Here is a 15850-nt window from a genome sequence, read left to right on the forward strand (position 1 = left end):
TTCATCCCGGAGAAAACCCCATGGACCGTCGTTCCCTCCTCCAGAGCGCTGGCATCGCCGGCGTGCTGTCCGCCGGCATCGCCCCGGCCGTTCACGCCCAGGCCGCGGTGCGCTGGCGCCTGGCGTCGAGCTTTCCCAAGTCGCTGCCCACCATCTTCGGTTCGGCCGAAAAGTTCGCCGAAACCGTCAAGGCCCTGTCGGGCGGCAAGTTCGACATCTCGGTGCACGCCGCCGGTGACCTGCTGCCCCCGTTCGGCGTGGTCGACGCACTGCAGAACAGCACCGTCGAGATGGCGCAGACCGCGCCCTACTACTTCACCGGCAAGAGCCCGGTGTTCGCCTTCGGCTGCGCCGTGCCCTTCGGCCTGACCGCGCGCCACATGGACGCCTGGATGGAACACGGCAACGGCCGCAAATACATGGACGCGTTTTACGCCCCGTACAACATCGTCTCCATGAGCGCGGGCAACACCGGCACCCAGATGGGCGGCTGGTACCGCAAGGAGATCCGGACCGTGGCCGACCTCAAGGGCCTGAAGATGCGCATGGGCGGCGGCCTGTTCGGCGAGGCCATGGCCAGGCTGGGCGTGGTGTCGCAGAACATGCCCGCCGGCGAGGTCTACCAGGCGCTGGAAAAAGGCACGCTGGACGCGACCGAGTTCGTCGGCCCGTTCGACGACGAGCGCCTGGGCTTCCACAAGGTGGCCAAGCACTACTACTACCCCGGCTGGTGGGAAGGCGGCGCCGAGCTGGCGTTTTTCATCAACAAAAAGGCGTTCGACGCGCTGTCGGCCGAGCACAAGGCCATCGTGCGCGCCGCGGGTGCCGTGGCCGCGCGCGACATGACCGCCAAATACGACGCCCAGAACCCGGCCGCGCTGCGCCGCCTGGTGGCCAGCGGCACCAAGCTGCGCGGCTTCAGCAAGGAGATCATGGACGCGGGTTACAAGGCCAGCATGGAAGTGTTCGCCGCGCACGAAGCCCGGTCGCCCGAGTTCAGGAAGATCCACCAGGACATGCGCGCCTTCCAGCGCGACCAGGTGCTGTGGAGCAAGTTCTCGGAATGGCGTTTTGACAGCTACATCGCCAACGTCAAGCTGTAAGCCCCCCCTGCGAGAGGGGTGTTCACCCCCTGCGCCGCTGCGCGGCTTCCCCCTCTCTGGCGCGCCTGCGGCGCTGGGAGGGAGACGACACCTGAGGCCCGGAAAAGCCGGTTCCTCGGTGTCCCTGGACGCAGGCACTTCGCGCCACCACCTCTCGAAAAAAAGCCGCTCATCGAGCGGCTTTTTTTCTGGGGTCGAGCGCGTCCGGTCAGGCCTTGGCCTTGCCCACCGCCATGTGCGCGACCTGCTGGTCCAGGATCTCTTCGGGCTCGTCGGCTTCCTGCGCCGTGGGTCGGTCCAGGCCCTGCTGCAGGCGCTGCATGTCCAGGTCGCCGGTCCACTTGGCCACCACCAGGGTTGCCACGCCGTTGCCCACCAGGTTGGTCAGGGCGCGGGCTTCGCTCATGAAACGGTCGATGCCCAGGATCAGCGCCAGGCCGGCCACCGGCACGCCGCCCACCGCCGAGAGCGTGGCCGCCAGCACGATGAAGCCGCTGCCGGTGATGCCGGCCGCGCCCTTGGACGTGAGCAGCAGCACGGCCAGCAGGGTCAGCTGCTGGGTCAGCGTCATGGGCGTGTCGGTCGCCTGGGCGATGAACACCGCGGCCATGGTCAGGTAGATCGAGGTGCCGTCGAGGTTGAACGAATAACCGGTGGGGATCACCAGGCCGACCACCGACTTGCGCGCCCCCAGGTTTTCCATCTTCTCCATCATGCGCGGCAGCACCGATTCGCTGGACGAGGTGCCCAGCACGATCAGCAGCTCTTCCTTGATGTAGCGGACGAACTTCACGATGCTGAACCCGTGCAGGCGCGCGATCAGGCCCAGCACCCCGAACACGAAGATCAGGCAGGTCAGGTAGAAGGTGCCCATGAGCTTGCCCAGCGAGAACAGCGAGTCGATGCCGTACTTGCCGATGGTGAAAGCCATGGCGCCGAAGGCGCCGAGGGGGGCCACCTTCATGATGATGCCGACGATGTCGAACAGCACGTGGGAGGACTTTTCGATGAAGTCGAACACCAGGGTGCCGCGGCCGCCGAACTTGTGCAGCGCGAAGCCGAACAGCACAGAGAACAGCAGCACCTGCAGGATGTCGCCCTGGGCGAACGCGCCCACCACCGAGCTGGGGATCACGCCCAGCAGGAAGTCGACCGTGCCCTGCATCTTGCCGGGCGCGGTGTAGGCGGCGATGGCCTTGGTGTCCAGCGTGGCGGCGTCCACGTGCATGCCCGCGCCGGGCTGGATCAGGTTGACCACCAGCAGGCCGATGAGCAGCGCCGCCGTGGACACCACCTCGAAGTACAGCAGGGCCAGGCCGCCGGTCTTGCCGACCTTCTTCATGTCTTCCATGCCGGCGATGCCCACCACCACGGTGCAGAAGATGATGGGCGCGATGATCATCTTGATGAGCTTGATGAAGGCATCGCCCAGCGGCTTCATCTGCGCCCCCAGCTCGGGGTGGAAGTGGCCCAGCAACACGCCGATGGTGACGGCGGCCAGGACCTGGACGTAGAGGGACTTGTAGAGCGGTTTGCGCTCGGCGGGTGCAGCCATGGGGTGTCTCCGTGAAGGCCGTTTTGGGGGATGCGGGACGATACGCAGCCCCCCGCCGCGCGCCAACTGTGGCGTTCAACAGTCGTAGAACTACGTACCGGCCGGGTCAGCCGGTCGGGATGGCGCGCAGGAGGTCGCGCAGCAAGCCCGCCCCCACGCTGCGCCCGAAGCCGTCCACCACCGGCCGCAGGTGGCGGCGCAGGGCCTCGCGCTCGGTCGCGCTCAGCGCGTGCACCTGCAGGCCGGGGGTCTGGCGCAACGTGGCCAGGGCCTGGCGGTCCAGCGCCTCGGCCAGCCGGTTGCCGTGGGCCAGCGCCTCGGCCAGCGCGTCGTCCACCAGCGCGCGGTCGGCCCGGGCCAGGCTGGCCCAGAAGCGCGGGTGCGTCACCACCGCGTAGCCCAGGTAGCCGTGCTGCGTCAGCGTCAGGTGCGGCTGCCGCGCCGCCAGCCCCTGGGTCAGGAAGTTCGACAGCGGGTTCTCCGCCGCGTCCACCACGCCGCTGGCCAGCGCGCGCGGCGTCTCGCCAAACGGCAGCACCACCGGCTGCGCGCCGAGCGCGCGCACCTGCTCGCCCAGCACCCGCGAGGCCTGCACCCGCACGCGCAGGCCGCGGTAGTCGGCCGGCGTGCGCAGCGCGCGCGTGGCGCTCATCTGTTTGAAGCCGTTGTCCAGAAAGCCCAGCCCCCGCATCTGCTGGCGCGCCAGCCGCTCCAGCAGGCCGCGCCCCACGGCGCCCTGCGTCACGCGCCGCACCTGGGCCAGGTCGGTGAACAGGTAGGGCAGGTCGAACACCTCGAACTCCGGCACGCCGGCCATGCCGAACTTGGACAGCGAGGGTGCCAGCATCTCCACCGCGCCCAGGCGCAGCGCCTCCACCTCGTCGTCGTCGCCCCAGAGCCGCGAATCGGGGAACACCTCCACCCGGATGCGCCCGCCCGCGCGCTCATGCACCAGCGACTGGAAGCGCAACGCCATCTGGCCCTTGGGCGTGTCGGGCGCCACCACGTGCGAGAAACGCAGCAGCACGGGCGGGACCGCCCCCGCCAGCACCGGCGCACCGAGCACCGCGCAGGCCAGACCGAGCACGGTGCGCCGCGGCAAACGGGGGGCGGTGGGCAGACGGGGGGCGGCCATGCTGGCTATGCTAGCGGGCCCATGCCGCCCGCCGCCACCCCCGACTTCGACACCCTGGATCTGGACACGCGCCAGACCGCTGCGCTGACGCGCCGCGCCATGGGCTGGCTGGTGGCGCTGCTGGTGCTGGTGGCCGCGTCGGCGCTGGCGCTGTGGCTGTTCCTGCGCAGCGAAGAAGCGCGCGAGGCCGACCGCCGCCGCACCGCCGACGCCGAGTGGCTGGACCAGACCCTGCGCTTCCATTTCCGCCGGCTGGAAACCGACCTGGCCGCGCTGGCGCTGGCCCACCAGCACGGCGGCGGCGACCCGGCGGCGGTGACCCGCCAAGGCCCCTGGTGGCAACGCCCCGGCCGCATCGCCTTCCACGGCTGGGTGCCCGCCGGCGCGCCGGACCGGCGCAGCGCCTGGCCCGCCGAACTGCATGCCGCCGCGCAGGCGCCCGGGCACGCCGCCGCGCTGACCACCATGCTGGACACCACGCGCGGCCTGCAGCGCCCGGCCTACGCCGGGCCGCTCGCCACGGCGGACGGTGCCGACGCCTGGCTCTGGCTCGCGGTGCCGCACTTCGAGCAGGGCCGCTTCACCGGCGACGCGGTCGCCGCCGTGCCGGTGCAGCGCCTGCTGGCCGACACGCTGCCGGCCTGGTTCCTGCAGGGCCACGCGGTGGGCCTGGCCGACGACAGCGCCCCCGCCCCGGTCGACGAGGACCCGGGCTTTGTCGCCCCCATCCAGCTGCCCGGCGCGCAGCTGCGGCTGCGGGTGGATCTGACCGACCGCACGCCGCCGCTGGCGCCGCGCGCCTTTTTTGCGGTGGCCCTGCTCTGCCTGCTGGGCATGTTGCTGGCGCTGCTGGCGCTGTGGCGCGACGGCGCCCGCCGCCAGCGCGCCGAGGCGCGGCTGCGGACCCAGCTGGCCCTGCGCTCGGCCATGGAACGCTCGGTGCCCCTGGGCCTGCGCGCCTGGGACACCACCGGCCGCCTGCTGCACGTCAACCCGGCGTTTGCCCGCCTGGTGGGCTGGACGCCGGCCGAGCTGATGGCGCACGGCGGCCCGCCGCCCCGCACGCAGCCGTATTGGCCCGCCGAACAGGGCGACGAGTTCGCCCAGGTGCAGCGCGCCGCGCAGGCGCCCGAGGCCCAGGCCCTGCAGCTGCTGCACCGCGACGGCCAGCGGCTGGACGTGCTGGTGCACAGCGCCCCGCTGCGTCTGGCCAGCGGCGAGGTGGCGGGCTGGGTCGGCTCGGTGCTGGACGTGACCGAGCGCCGCCGCATCGAACGCCTGGCCGCGCGCCAGCAGGAACAGCTCGAAGCCTCGGGCCGGCTGGTCGCCATGGGCGAGGTCGCGTCCACCCTGGCGCACGAACTCAACCAGCCGCTGGGCGCGCTCAGCAGCTTCGCCACCGGCCTGCTCAACCGGGTGCGCGACCAGCGCATCACCCTCGACGAGGTGGTGCCGGTGGTCGAGCGCATGGAGCGCATGGCCGACAAGGCCGGCCGCGTGATCCAGCGCGTCAACGCCCTGGCCCGGCGCCAGGAAACCGTGCGCCTGCCGCTGGCGCTGGCGCCGTGGGCGGCCCGCGTGGCGCAGGCCGTGCCACTGCCCGAGGGCGTGCGGCTGGTGCTGGCCTTGCCCGAGGGCGACGGCCCCACCGTGCCGGCCGACGCGCTGCTGCTGGAAAACGCGCTGCACAACCTGGTGCTCAACGCCGGCGAATGGGCCGCGCGCAGCGACCGCACCCCGCCCACCGTGCGCGTGAGCCTGGTGGCCGGCGACGGCCAGGTCGGCCTGCGCGTGTGCGACAGCGGCCCCGGCGTGCCGCCCGAACAGCGCGCCACCGTGTTCGACGCCTTCGCCAGCCACAAGCCCGGCGGCATGGGCATGGGCCTGGCCATCTGCCGCTCCATCGCCGAAGCGCATCAGGGCCACATCGAGCTGGGCGACTGCCCCGACCTGCTCGGCGCACAATTCACGCTGTGGCTGCCCCTGAACCCCTGACCCCACCGAACCCGCCGGTCCACATCGTGGACGACGACGCGGATTTCCGCGACGGCCTGGCCTGGCTGCTCGATTCGCGCGGCCTGCCCACGCGGGTGTGGACCGGGGGCGACGCCTTCGTGCAGGCGCTGCAACGCGGCGAACTCGGTGAACTGGCCCGGGCCTGCAGCGTGCTGCTGCTGGACATCCGCATGGAGCCGCTGTCGGGCCTGGCCACTTTCGAGCAGCTCAAGACCCTGGGCTGGCCCTGGCCGGTGCTGTTCCTCACCGGCCACGGTGACGTCGGCATGGCGGTGGCCGCGGTCAAGAACGGGGCCTGGGACTTCCTGGAAAAGCCGTTCCAGAACAACCAGCTGGTGGACAAGGTGGAGGCCGCGCGGCAGGCCGCCCTGCGCCTGCACACCGAGGCGCGGGAAAAGCTGCGCTTCCAGCAGGCCCTGGCCGCCCTGAGCGCGCGCGAACGCGAGGTGCTGACCGAGCTGCTGCAGGGCCACTACAACAAGAACATCGCCGACCACCTGGGCATCGCCCAGCGCACGGTGGAGTTCCACCGCGCCAACATCTTCGACAAGCTCGGGGTGGCCTCGGCGGTGGAACTGGCCCACCGCATGGGCCGGCTGATCGCCGACGACTGACATCTTTCCCCGACCGATGAGCGCCCCGACCGACCACGACCTGCCCCCGCTGAACGCCACCCCGCCCGGCCTGTACCGCCACTACAAGGGCGGCTGGTACGAGGTGATTTCGCCCCCAGCCCTGGCCATGCCAGGCCCCCCGGGGGGGCGCGATCGCTCTTGGGGCGGCCCGGCGAGCGATCACGACACCGTGCGCTGCAGCGAAACCCTGCAGGGCATGACGCTGTACCGCGCGCTCTACGGCGGCTTCGGTCTGTGGGTGCGGCCGGCCGCCATGTTCGCCGAACGCGGTGTGTTCGAGGGGAAGGAGCAGCCGCGCTTCACGCCGCACGACCCGGCCCGGGTGCCGCTGGGCGACCTGAGCACCGCCCGCGCCCTGATCGCCCACCTGCGCGGGCGGGCGCAACGCGAACGCGGCGACAACCTCGACGCGGCCCTGCGCCCGCCGCCGCCCGAGCCCGACAGCTGCTGCGGCCGCGGCTGCAACGGCTGTGTGTGGGAAGGCTTCTACGAAGCGCTGCACCACTGGCGAGTGGACGCGCTGGCCCGGCTGGCCAGCAGCTGAACCGCCGGACCGCGCGGCGCGCCGTGCAGGCAGGCAGGCAGGCAGGCAGAGGGTGTTTGACCCTCCCCTCGCGGGGGTTACCACGGCGGCGCACTCAAGTGCGTGGCGGGGCGGCCGAAATACCGGTACCCCACGTTTGGACTTCCTGCCGTCCCATGACCACCACTGCGCTACCCGAAGAGTCGCCCACCACCGAAAGGGTCGAAGGCCTGCACGGGGAACCGACGGTGCTGACCGTCGACGACGAGCCCTCGGTGCTCAGTGCCCTGCGCCGGGTGTTCCGCGCCCAGGGCATCAAGACCCTGCAGGCCACCAGTGCCGCCGACGGCCTGGTGCTGCTCAAGGGCCAGCGGGTGGACCTGGTGATTTCGGACATGCGCATGCCCGGCATGGACGGCGCCCATTTCCTGGAACAGGTCAAGGCCCACGACGCGAGCATCGTGCGCATCCTGCTCACCGGCTACGCCGACATGTCGTCCACGATCGAGGCCATCAACAAAGGCGCCATCCACCGCTACATCGCCAAACCCTGGGACGACCAGGACCTGGTGCTGGTGGTGCGCGAGGCCCTGAGCCGGCGCGACCTGGAACGCCAGAACGCCGCGCTGACCCAGTTGACGCAGCGCCAGAACGAGCAGCTGCAGGAAGCCAACCAGACCCTGGAATCCCGCGTCACGGCCCGGACCGCCGAACTCCAGCAGCTCAACGGCATGCTGGACGCGGCCTACGAAGACCTGGACAACACCTTCGTGCACGCGGTGAACGTCTTCGCCAGCCTGCTGGAGATGCGCGGCAGCCGCACGGGCCATGCGCGCCGCGTGGCCGACCTGAGCAAAGAAACCGCCCGGCGCCTGCGCCTGCCCGACAAGGAGGTCCGCGACGTCTATCTGGCCGCGCTGGTGCACGACATCGGCACCATCGGGTTTCCGGATGCGATGCTGAGCAAGCCGGTGTCGGCCTACACCGCCGACGAACACCAGCGCTACCGGCGCCACACCATCGAAGGCGAGACGGCCCTGATGGCGCTGCCGCAGCTGCAAGGGGTGGCCAGGATCGTGCGGCAGCACCACGAGCGGGTCGACGGCAAAGGCTTCCCCGACGGCCTGGTGGGGACCGCCATCGCGATGGGGGCGCGCATCGTGGCCGCAGCCAGCGACCTCGACGAACTGGCCCACGGGGCCCTGGGTGAGCACCATCTCTCGGTCGAGCGGACACACGCCATGCTCAGCGGCGGCGTGGACACGCACTACGACCGCGCGGTGGTCGACACCCTGCTCCAGGTGGCCATCGACATGGCCGCGGCCGCCAAGGACGACGTGCAGATCGAAGCCCACCAACTGCGGCCCGGCATGGTGCTGGCGCGGGCGGTGCTGTCCTCCAAAGGGGCCACGCTGCTGGCGGCCGGTTATGTGTTCGACGAGCGCGTGGTCAAGCAGGTCACGGCGTTTGCCTCGCGCGAGGGGGTGCGCCTGACCCTGTGGGTGAAAGGCGATGCCGTGGCGGCGAACGCCGGACAGCCGGCCCCGCCCGTGACCGTACCGGCATGACCGATACACCCGACACGGCCGTGTCGCACGACAGCGTGGCCAGCGCGATCGTGCACGCCGTGGCCGTCCCGTCGGCCCTGCTCGACGCCGGACAGATCCGGGTCGCCAACGACGCCCTGAGCCGGCTGAGCGCGCGGCCCGCGGCGCTGCTGCGCGGGATGTCCTTCATCGACCTCGTCGACCCGGCGTCGCGCCCCCATCTGCTGGCGGCCATCCGCGGCTGTGCCGACCAGGGCGACACGCCGCCGGTGATCTCCGCCTCGATCGAAACCCCCGATGGGGGTCTGCGCCCGGTCGATATCCACGCCCGCGCGGTGCAGCTCGACGAACGCAGCCAGGTGGTCGTCACCTGTGTTGACCACAGCGACGTCATGCACGTGCAGAGCAGCCTGCTGGACATGACCAAGCTGCTGTCCCAGATCATCGACGGCGCCTCGGTCGCGTCCCTGGTGATCGACCAGCACCACCGCGTGACGCACTGGAACACCGCCTGCGAACGCCTGACGGGCATCCGGCGCCAGGACGTGCTGGGCTCGCAGGAGGGCTGGAAGGCCTTCTACCGCGACCAGCGCCCGCTGCTGGCCGACATGATCGTCGACGGCCTGGACGACGCGGCCCTGCAGGCCTTCTACGGCGGGCAGATGAACCGCTCCGCCATCGTGTCCGGCGGCGTGGAGGTCGAGGCCTTCTTCCCCCAGTTCGGCCCATCGGGCAAGTGGCTGTTCTTCACCGCAGCGCCCCTGCACGACGCACAGGGCCAGGTGATCGGGGCCATCGAAACCCTGCAGGACGTGACCGCGCGCCGCACCTCGGAAGAGGCGCTGCTGAAACACCGAAACGAACTGGAAGACATCGTCCGGCAGCGGTCGGCCGAGCTGGCGGCCACGGCCCGCGACCTGGAGGTCTTCGTCGCCAACTCGCCGATCGGCGTGGCGTATTCCAGCGGCGGCACCATCCAGCGGGCCAACCCCGCCATGGCCGCCATGTTCGGCTACGCCGCTGACGACCTGATCGGCCTGCCGGGCCGCGCGGTCTACCTGTCGGACGAGGACTACGCCGCCTTTGGCCGCTACGCGGGGCCGCTGCTGACCCAGGGGCAGCCCATCCACAGCGAGATCTGGATGCGGCACGCCGACGGTCACCCGATGTGGATGCAGCTCGACGCCCACGTGGCCGACTGGGTCGACACGACCCACGGCACCTGGTGGATGATCCAGGACCGCTCCGACATCCGGGACGCGCAAGAACAGCTGCAGGCCCGGATCAACGAGCTCGACACCATGAACCACCAGCTGGAGGAGGCGCAGAACCAGCTGCTCCAGCAGGAAAAGATGGCCTCGATCGGTCAGCTGGCCGCGGGCGTGGCCCACGAAATCAACAACCCGATCGCGTTCGTCAGTTCCAACCTCCACTCGCTGCGCCACTGCGTCAACGGGCTGTTGCAGCTGAGCGAGGCCGCCGACGCGATGCTGGCCGCGCCGGGCGACGCCAGCGTGTGCCGAGCGTTGGCGCAGACGCGGGACGACATCGAGATCGACTTCCTGCGCCAGGACCTGCCCCAGTTGCTGGACGAGTGCGCGGACGGCCTGGGCCGCGTCAAGAAGATCGTCCAGGACCTCAAGAACTTCTCGCGGGTCGACCATTCGGACTGGGCCGAGGCCGATCTCAACGTCGGGCTGGAATCGACCCTCAACGTCGTCCGCCACGAGGTCAAGTACAAGGCCGAGGTGGTCAGGAAACTCCAGCCCCTGCCCCCGGTGATCTGCCTGGCCGCGCAGCTCAACCAGGTCTTCATGAACCTGATCGTCAACGCCGCCCACGCCATCGCCGACCAGGGCACCATCACCCTGCTCAGCGGGGTCGAGCAGGACTGGGCCTGGGTGCAGGTGCAAGACACCGGCTGCGGCATGAGCGCCGAGGTCAGGCGCCGGATCTTCGAGCCCTTCTTCACCACCAAGGACGTGGGCAAAGGCACCGGCCTGGGCATGTCGCTGTCGTTCTCCATCGTGCAGAAACACGGCGGCTCCATCCAGGTGCATTCGGTGGAGGGCCAGGGCACCGCCATCCGCGTCTGGCTGCCGGTGGGCGGCCCGCTGGCCCTGAGCAAGGACGCCAAACCGCCACCGTGGGAGCACGCCCAGGACCGCCCGGCCTGAGCCGCCGCCACCGGCCCACCGGCTGGCGCGGAACGGGAGCCCGTTCAGCCGGCGCCACGCGGGTGCAACGGACCGCAGCGGATGCGAGGCCAGGCCACCGACCGAGCGACCTGCCGATCAGGGCACATCGGCACCGTCGGTTTCAGCGCTTCAGAACAGATCGCCCTGCCCGCGCAGCGCCGCGGGCCGGAAGCGGCTCAAGTCCAGCGGCTCGCGCTCGCGGTTGAAGCCCAGGCGCTCGCAGGTTTTCACAAAGCGCTGGCGCAGCAGGTCGGCCCAGATGCCCTGGCCTTTCATGCGGGTGGCGAAATCGGCGTCGTAGTCCTGGCCGCCGCGCAGGTCCTGCACCCGGCCCATCACGCGCGCGGCGCGGTCGGGGTAGTGCAGTTCCAGCCACTGGCGGAACATGGGTGACAGCTCCCAGGGCAGGCGCAGCACTTGGTAGAACGCGCGGCGCGCGCCGGCCTCGTACGCCGCCTCCAGCACCTGTTCCATGTCGTCGTTGATGAAGGGAATCTGCGGCGACACGCTCACGCCCGTGGGCACGCCCGCGTCCGACAGGGTGCGGAGGGTGCGCAGCCGGCGGTGCGGCGCCGCGGCGCGCGGCTCCAGGATGCGCGCGAGCTTCGGATCGAGCGTGGTGATGGTCACGTACACCGCCGCCAGGCGCTGCCGGCCCAGCGGCGCGAGCAGGTCCAGGTCGCGTTCCACCCCGCTGCCCTTGGTGACCATGGCCAGCGGCAGTTGCGCGGTGCCCAGCACCTCCAGCACGGCACGGGTCAACCGCCATTCGCGTTCGATCGGCTGGTAGGCGTCGGTCACGGTGCCCACGGCCAGCAGTTCGGGCACGAAGCCGGGGCGTTGCAATTCCTGCCGCAGCACGGCGGCGATGTTGCGCTTGGCCACCAGCTTCGTCTCGAAATCCAGCCCGGGCGAGAGGTTGAGGTAACTGTGCGTGGGCCGCGCGTAGCAATAAACGCAGCCGTGCTCGCAGCCGCGGTAGGGGTTGAGGCCGAGATTGAAGCCGATGTCGGGCGAGTCGTTGCGGGTGATGGCGCTCTTGCAGTCTTCCCAGGTGACCTGCGTGGCCGGTGCGGCGGCTTCCTCGCCCGCGGCCTGTCCGTCGTCGAGCGTTCCCCAGCCGTCGTCAAAGGCGGCGCGCTGGTCGCGCTCGAAGCGGTGCGGCTGGCGGTGCGCCACGCCGCGCCCTTTGAGCGCCTGCAGGGGAATGACAACATCGGCCATGACAATACTGTACACACGTACAGTCATTAACACCAACACCCCCGCGTAAACCCCGATGAAAAGGCATTTGGTTGTGGGCGCAACCTTTTCTAGAATCACAGACTTCCCATCCGTCCCCAGGAGATCCATGAACACCGCCCTCAAGTCCATCGCCCTCGGCGCCCTGCTGGCCTGCTCGGCCGTCGCCGCCCAGGCCCAGACCGTCACGCTCAAGGTGCACCACTTCCTCGCCCCGACCGCGATGCAGCACACCCGCATGCTCAAGGGCTGGTGCGACGACCTGGCCAAGGACTCGGCCAACCGCATCCAGTGCCAGATCTTCCCGGCCATGCAGCTCGGCGGCACGCCGCCCCAGCTGTTCGACCAGGCGCGCGACGGCGTGGTGGACGTGGTCTGGACCCTGCCCGGTTCCACACCCGGCCGCTTCTCCAAGATGGAAGTGTTCGAGCTGCCCTTCCTGATGAGCAACGCCGAAGCCACCAGCGCCGCCGCCTGGGATTACTACGAAAAGAACGCCAAGGACGAATTCAAGGACGTCAAGGTCATCGCCCTGCACACCCACGGCCCGGGCAACGTGTTCACCGCCAAGAAGCCCGTCAAGACGCTGGAAGACCTCAAGGGCCTGAAGCTGCGCGGCCCGACCCGCCCGGTCACCAAGCTGCTGACCACCCTGGGCGCGACGCCCGTGGGCATGCCGCTGCCGCAGGTGCCCGACGCGCTGTCCAAGGGCGTGATCGACGGCGCCGTGACCACCTACGAAGTCAGCCCCAGCATCAAGCTCGACGAACTGACCCACTTCACCGCCGAGGGCGACCCCGCCCTGCCCGGTCTGTACACCGCCCTGTTCGTGACCGCCATGAACAAGGCCCGCTACGACGGGCTGCCTGCCGACCTCAAGGCCGTGATCGACAAGCACTCGGGCCGCGACGTGTCGATGCGGTTCGGCCGCATGATGGGCGACAACGACGTGCCGGGCAAAGCCCGCATGGTGGCCGCCAAGAACACCATCAGCGTGATCCCCAAGGCCGAGCTGCTGCGCTGGCAGCAGGCCTCGGCCAACGTGGACGACGAGTGGGTGACCGAGGTCAGCAAGAAGGGCGCTGACGGCAAAGCCCTGCTGGCCGACGCCCGCGCCCTGATCGCGAAGAACACCAAAAAGTGAACGACGCGGCAGGCCAGCGGCCGGCGCTGGCGCGGTACTTCACCTACCGCCTGAACACGCTGACCAAGCTCAACGACCTGGCCAGCCAGGCCCTCTACCTCCAAGAGGGCGGGCTGGCCCTGTCGGAGTCGCGCGCGCTGGCGTCCATCGGCTCGTTTCCCCGCCTCACGGTCAACCAGCTGGCCTTCGAGGCCAACCTCGACAAGGGCCAGGCCAGCCGCGCCGCGCAGGCCCTGGTCGACAAGGGCCTGGTGCAGAAGGTGGCCAGCGCGCACGACGGGCGCAGCGTGTTCCTCGAACTCACGGCCGACGGTCTGCCGGTGTGGCAACGGCTGATGCGGCTGGTCGAACAACGCAACGCCGCGGTGACCGGCTGCCTGAGCGCGGCCGAGCAGGAACAGCTGCTGGCGCTGTTCGAGCGCATGCTGGCGCACGCCAAAGCCCAGCGACCGCCGCCCACCGAAGCCCCCGCAGACTGAGGGTTGGGGCCGCGCAGCGGACAATCGCGCGATGCACCCACCTTTTCCAACCGGCGGCGGCGACGCCATCGTCAGCATCCGCGGCGTGAGCAAGACCTACGCAGGCGGCTTCCAGGCCCTCAAGAACGTCACACTGGACATCCGCCGCGGCGAGATCTTCGCCCTGCTCGGCCCCAACGGTGCCGGCAAGACCACCCTCATCAGCACCGTCTGCGGCATGACCAACGCGACCGAAGGCCAGATCACGGCCGACGGCTTCGACACCGTGCGCGACTACCGGCAGGCGCGCGCCACCATCGGCCTGGTGCCGCAGGAACTGCACACCGACGCCTTTGAAACCGTGTGGGCCACGGTCAGCTTCAGCCGCGGCCTGTTCGGCAAGGCGCCCGACCCGGCGCTGATCGAGCGCATCCTCAAGGACCTGTCGCTCTGGGACAAGAAGGACAACAAGATCATGACGCTCTCGGGCGGCATGAAGCGGCGTGTGCTGATCGCCAAGGCGCTGTCGCACGAACCCAAGATCCTGTTCCTGGACGAACCCAGCGCCGGGGTGGACGTGGAGCTGCGGCACGACATGTGGCGCCTGGTGCGCCAGCTGCGCGAGGCCGGCACCACCATCATCCTGACCACCCACTACATCGAAGAAGCGGAGGACATGGCCGACCGCATCGGCGTGATCCGCCAGGGCGAGCTGATCGTGGTGGAAGACAAGGCCGTGCTGATGCGCCAGCTCGGCCGCAAGGAGCTGGCGCTGAGCCTGCAGCAGCCGCTGGCCGCCGTGCCCGATGCGCTGGCGCGCTGGCCGCTCGCGCTGTCGGCCGACGGGTTGACACTGACCTACGGCTTCGACACCCAGAAGGACGACACCGGCATCGCCGAGCTGCTGGCCGCGCTGGCCACACAGGGCGTTGCCTACAAAGACCTGCGCACCAGCGAAAGCTCCCTCGAAGACATCTTCGTCAGCCTCGTCAACGACCAGAAAGCGAAGACCCCATGAGCTTGAACCTGCACGCCGTCAAGGCCATCTACATGTTCGAGATGAACCGCGCCTTCCGCACCTGGGCGCAGAGCATCATCGCGCCGGTGCTCACCACCTCGCTGTACTTCATCGTCTTCGGCTCGGCCATCGGCTCGCGCATGGGCGACATCGGCGGCGTGGACTACGGCGCCTACATCATCCCCGGCCTGCTCATGCTCTCGTTGCTGAGCGAGAGCATTTCCAACGCGTCCTTCGGCATCTACATGCCCAAGTGGTCGGGCACCATCTACGAACTGCTGAGTGCGCCGGTGAACTGGGTCGAGGTGCTGCTGGGCTACGTGGGCGCCGCCGCCAGCAAGAGCCTGCTGCTGGGCTCGCTGATCCTGCTGACCGCGCGCGCCTTCGTGCCCTACTCCATCGCCCACCCGGTGTGGATGGTCGGCTTCCTGCTGCTCACCGTGGTCTCGTTCTGCCTGTTCGGTTTCATCATCGGCCTGTGGGCCGACAGCTTCCAGAAGCTGCAGGTGGTGCCGCTGCTGGTGATCACGCCGCTGACCTTCCTGGGCGGCGCGTTCTACAGCATCAGCATGCTGCCCGAGCCGTGGCAGACCGTCTCGCTGTTCAACCCGGTGGTCTACCTCATCAGCGGCCTGCGCTGGGCCTTCTACGGCCAGGCCGACGTGCACATCGCCGTCAGCACCGGCATGACCCTGGTCTTCATGAGCGCCTGCCTGACCGTGGTCTGGTGGGTGTTCAAGACCGGCAAGCGCATCCGCCGCTGAGTTCGGCCCACCGAGTCCGAGTGCCGCCGCCACGGCGGCAACAAAAAAGCCCCGGAGCGTGAGCTTCGGGGCTTTTTTTGACTGGACCCGGCGCGAGGCCGGTTCAACAGATCTGCAGGGCTCAGTAGCCGCCGCGGCCGTAGCCGCCGCCACCGGAACGGTTGCCGCCGCCGCCGTAGCCACCGCCGCCGCCCGAACGGTCACCGCCGCCGAAGCCGCCGGTGCGGGGGGGACGGGCTTCCATCGGACGGGCTTCGTTCACGGTGACGCTGCGGCCACCCAGGGACTGACCGTTCATGCCGTTGATGGCGGCTTGCGCTTCGGCATCGCTGCCCATTTCGACAAAGCCGAAACCCTTGGAACGGCCGGTGTCGCGCTCCATCATGACCTTGGCGCTGGTGACAGAGCCGAATTCGCTGAAGGCCTGTTGCAGGTCGTCGTCGCGCACGGTGTACGGCAGGTTGCCGACGTAAAGTTTGTTGCCCATGGAGGACTCCTAAGAAAGCAGAAAC

13 protein-coding genes and 2 pseudogenes are annotated in these 15850 nt (G+C 69.7%); 11 read left to right on the forward strand and 4 right to left on the reverse strand.

Annotated features, from left to right (window positions below; genetic code table 11):
* The first annotated feature begins 20 nt into the window (after positions 1-20).
* The gene (locus RMP09_RS13375) at positions 21-1103 is read left to right on the forward strand and encodes a TRAP transporter substrate-binding protein DctP (protein WP_310566473.1); all 1083 of its coding nucleotides are present in this window, start codon (positions 21-23) and stop codon (positions 1101-1103) included.
* 208 nt (positions 1104-1311) lie between these two features.
* Here the strand turns inward: RMP09_RS13375 and RMP09_RS13380 are convergent, their stop codons facing one another.
* Entirely contained in the window at positions 1312-2658 is a 1347-nt protein-coding gene (locus RMP09_RS13380; RefSeq protein WP_310566474.1) for a dicarboxylate/amino acid:cation symporter, read from the reverse strand.
* Positions 2659-2764: 106 nt separating this feature from the next.
* The gene (locus tag RMP09_RS13385; RefSeq protein ID WP_310566475.1) at positions 2765-3793 is read right to left on the reverse strand and encodes a DctP family TRAP transporter solute-binding subunit; all 1029 of its coding nucleotides are present in this window, start codon (positions 3791-3793) and stop codon (positions 2765-2767) included.
* A 21-nt stretch (positions 3794-3814) separates the two neighbouring features.
* On the opposite strand from RMP09_RS13385, the gene RMP09_RS13390 reads away from it, so the two are divergent.
* The 6 genes and pseudogenes from RMP09_RS13390 to RMP09_RS13415 all read left to right on the forward strand — a co-directional run bounded on the left by RMP09_RS13390 (position 3815) and on the right by RMP09_RS13415 (position 10691).
* On the forward strand, positions 3815-5788 hold the full coding sequence (locus RMP09_RS13390; protein WP_310566476.1) for a sensor histidine kinase: 1974 nt from the start codon (positions 3815-3817) through the stop codon (positions 5786-5788).
* Positions 5767-6423 carry a response regulator transcription factor gene (locus tag RMP09_RS13395; RefSeq protein ID WP_310566477.1) on the forward strand — a complete coding sequence of 219 codons (657 nt, stop codon included), beginning with the start codon at positions 5767-5769 and terminating at the stop codon, positions 6421-6423. Before RMP09_RS13390 ends, RMP09_RS13395 begins: the two co-directional genes overlap by 22 nt.
* A 16-nt stretch (positions 6424-6439) precedes the next feature.
* Positions 6440-6745: pseudogene (locus RMP09_RS13400) on the forward strand (DUF1653 domain-containing protein); the annotation flags it as partial.
* 126 nt (positions 6746-6871) lie between these two features.
* Positions 6872-6988 (forward strand): annotated as a pseudogene (locus RMP09_RS24085) (oxidoreductase-like domain-containing protein); the annotation flags it as partial.
* 155 nt (positions 6989-7143) lie between these two features.
* Entirely contained in the window at positions 7144-8535 is a 1392-nt protein-coding gene (locus RMP09_RS13410; protein WP_310566478.1) for an HD domain-containing phosphohydrolase, read from the forward strand.
* Positions 8532-10691, forward strand: a complete 2160-nt coding sequence (locus RMP09_RS13415) for a PAS domain S-box protein (protein WP_310566479.1) — start codon at positions 8532-8534, stop codon at positions 10689-10691. The genes RMP09_RS13410 and RMP09_RS13415 overlap by 4 nt, the downstream gene beginning before the upstream one ends.
* 150 nt (positions 10692-10841) lie before the next feature.
* Here RMP09_RS13415 and RMP09_RS13420 read toward each other — a convergent pair whose 3' ends face one another.
* Complete coding sequence (locus RMP09_RS13420) at positions 10842-11936, reverse strand: PA0069 family radical SAM protein (protein WP_310566480.1); 1095 nt, start codon at positions 11934-11936, stop codon at positions 10842-10844.
* A 127-nt stretch (positions 11937-12063) separates the two neighbouring features.
* Here RMP09_RS13420 and RMP09_RS13425 point away from each other — a divergent pair, with 127 nt between their 5' ends.
* From RMP09_RS13425 to RMP09_RS13440, 4 genes are read left to right on the forward strand one after another with little or no spacing between them, the layout of a single operon-like run.
* Positions 12064-13098 carry a TRAP transporter substrate-binding protein gene (locus tag RMP09_RS13425; RefSeq protein WP_310566481.1) on the forward strand — a complete coding sequence of 345 codons (1035 nt, stop codon included), beginning with the start codon at positions 12064-12066 and terminating at the stop codon, positions 13096-13098.
* Positions 13095-13577, forward strand: coding sequence for a MarR family transcriptional regulator (locus tag RMP09_RS13430; RefSeq protein WP_310566482.1), 483 nt, complete (start codon positions 13095-13097; stop codon positions 13575-13577). The genes RMP09_RS13425 and RMP09_RS13430 overlap by 4 nt, the downstream gene beginning before the upstream one ends.
* A gap of 31 nt (positions 13578-13608) precedes the next feature.
* On the forward strand, positions 13609-14574 hold the full coding sequence (locus RMP09_RS13435; RefSeq protein ID WP_310566483.1) for an ABC transporter ATP-binding protein: 966 nt from the start codon (positions 13609-13611) through the stop codon (positions 14572-14574).
* 2 nt (positions 14575-14576) lie between these two features.
* Positions 14577-15338 (forward strand): ABC transporter permease, encoded by a 762-nt coding sequence (locus RMP09_RS13440; protein ID WP_310566508.1) that lies wholly within the window; start codon positions 14577-14579, stop codon positions 15336-15338.
* A gap of 121 nt (positions 15339-15459) precedes the next feature.
* On the opposite strand, the gene RMP09_RS13445 is transcribed toward RMP09_RS13440, so the two are convergent.
* The gene (locus RMP09_RS13445; RefSeq protein WP_310566484.1) at positions 15460-15825 is read right to left on the reverse strand and encodes an RNA-binding protein; all 366 of its coding nucleotides are present in this window, start codon (positions 15823-15825) and stop codon (positions 15460-15462) included.
* Positions 15826-15850 lie beyond the last annotated feature (25 nt).

Origin of the sequence: Hydrogenophaga sp., assembly GCF_031426985.1 — a bacterium.
Lineage (GTDB): Bacteria > Pseudomonadota > Gammaproteobacteria > Burkholderiales > Burkholderiaceae_C > Hydrogenophaga.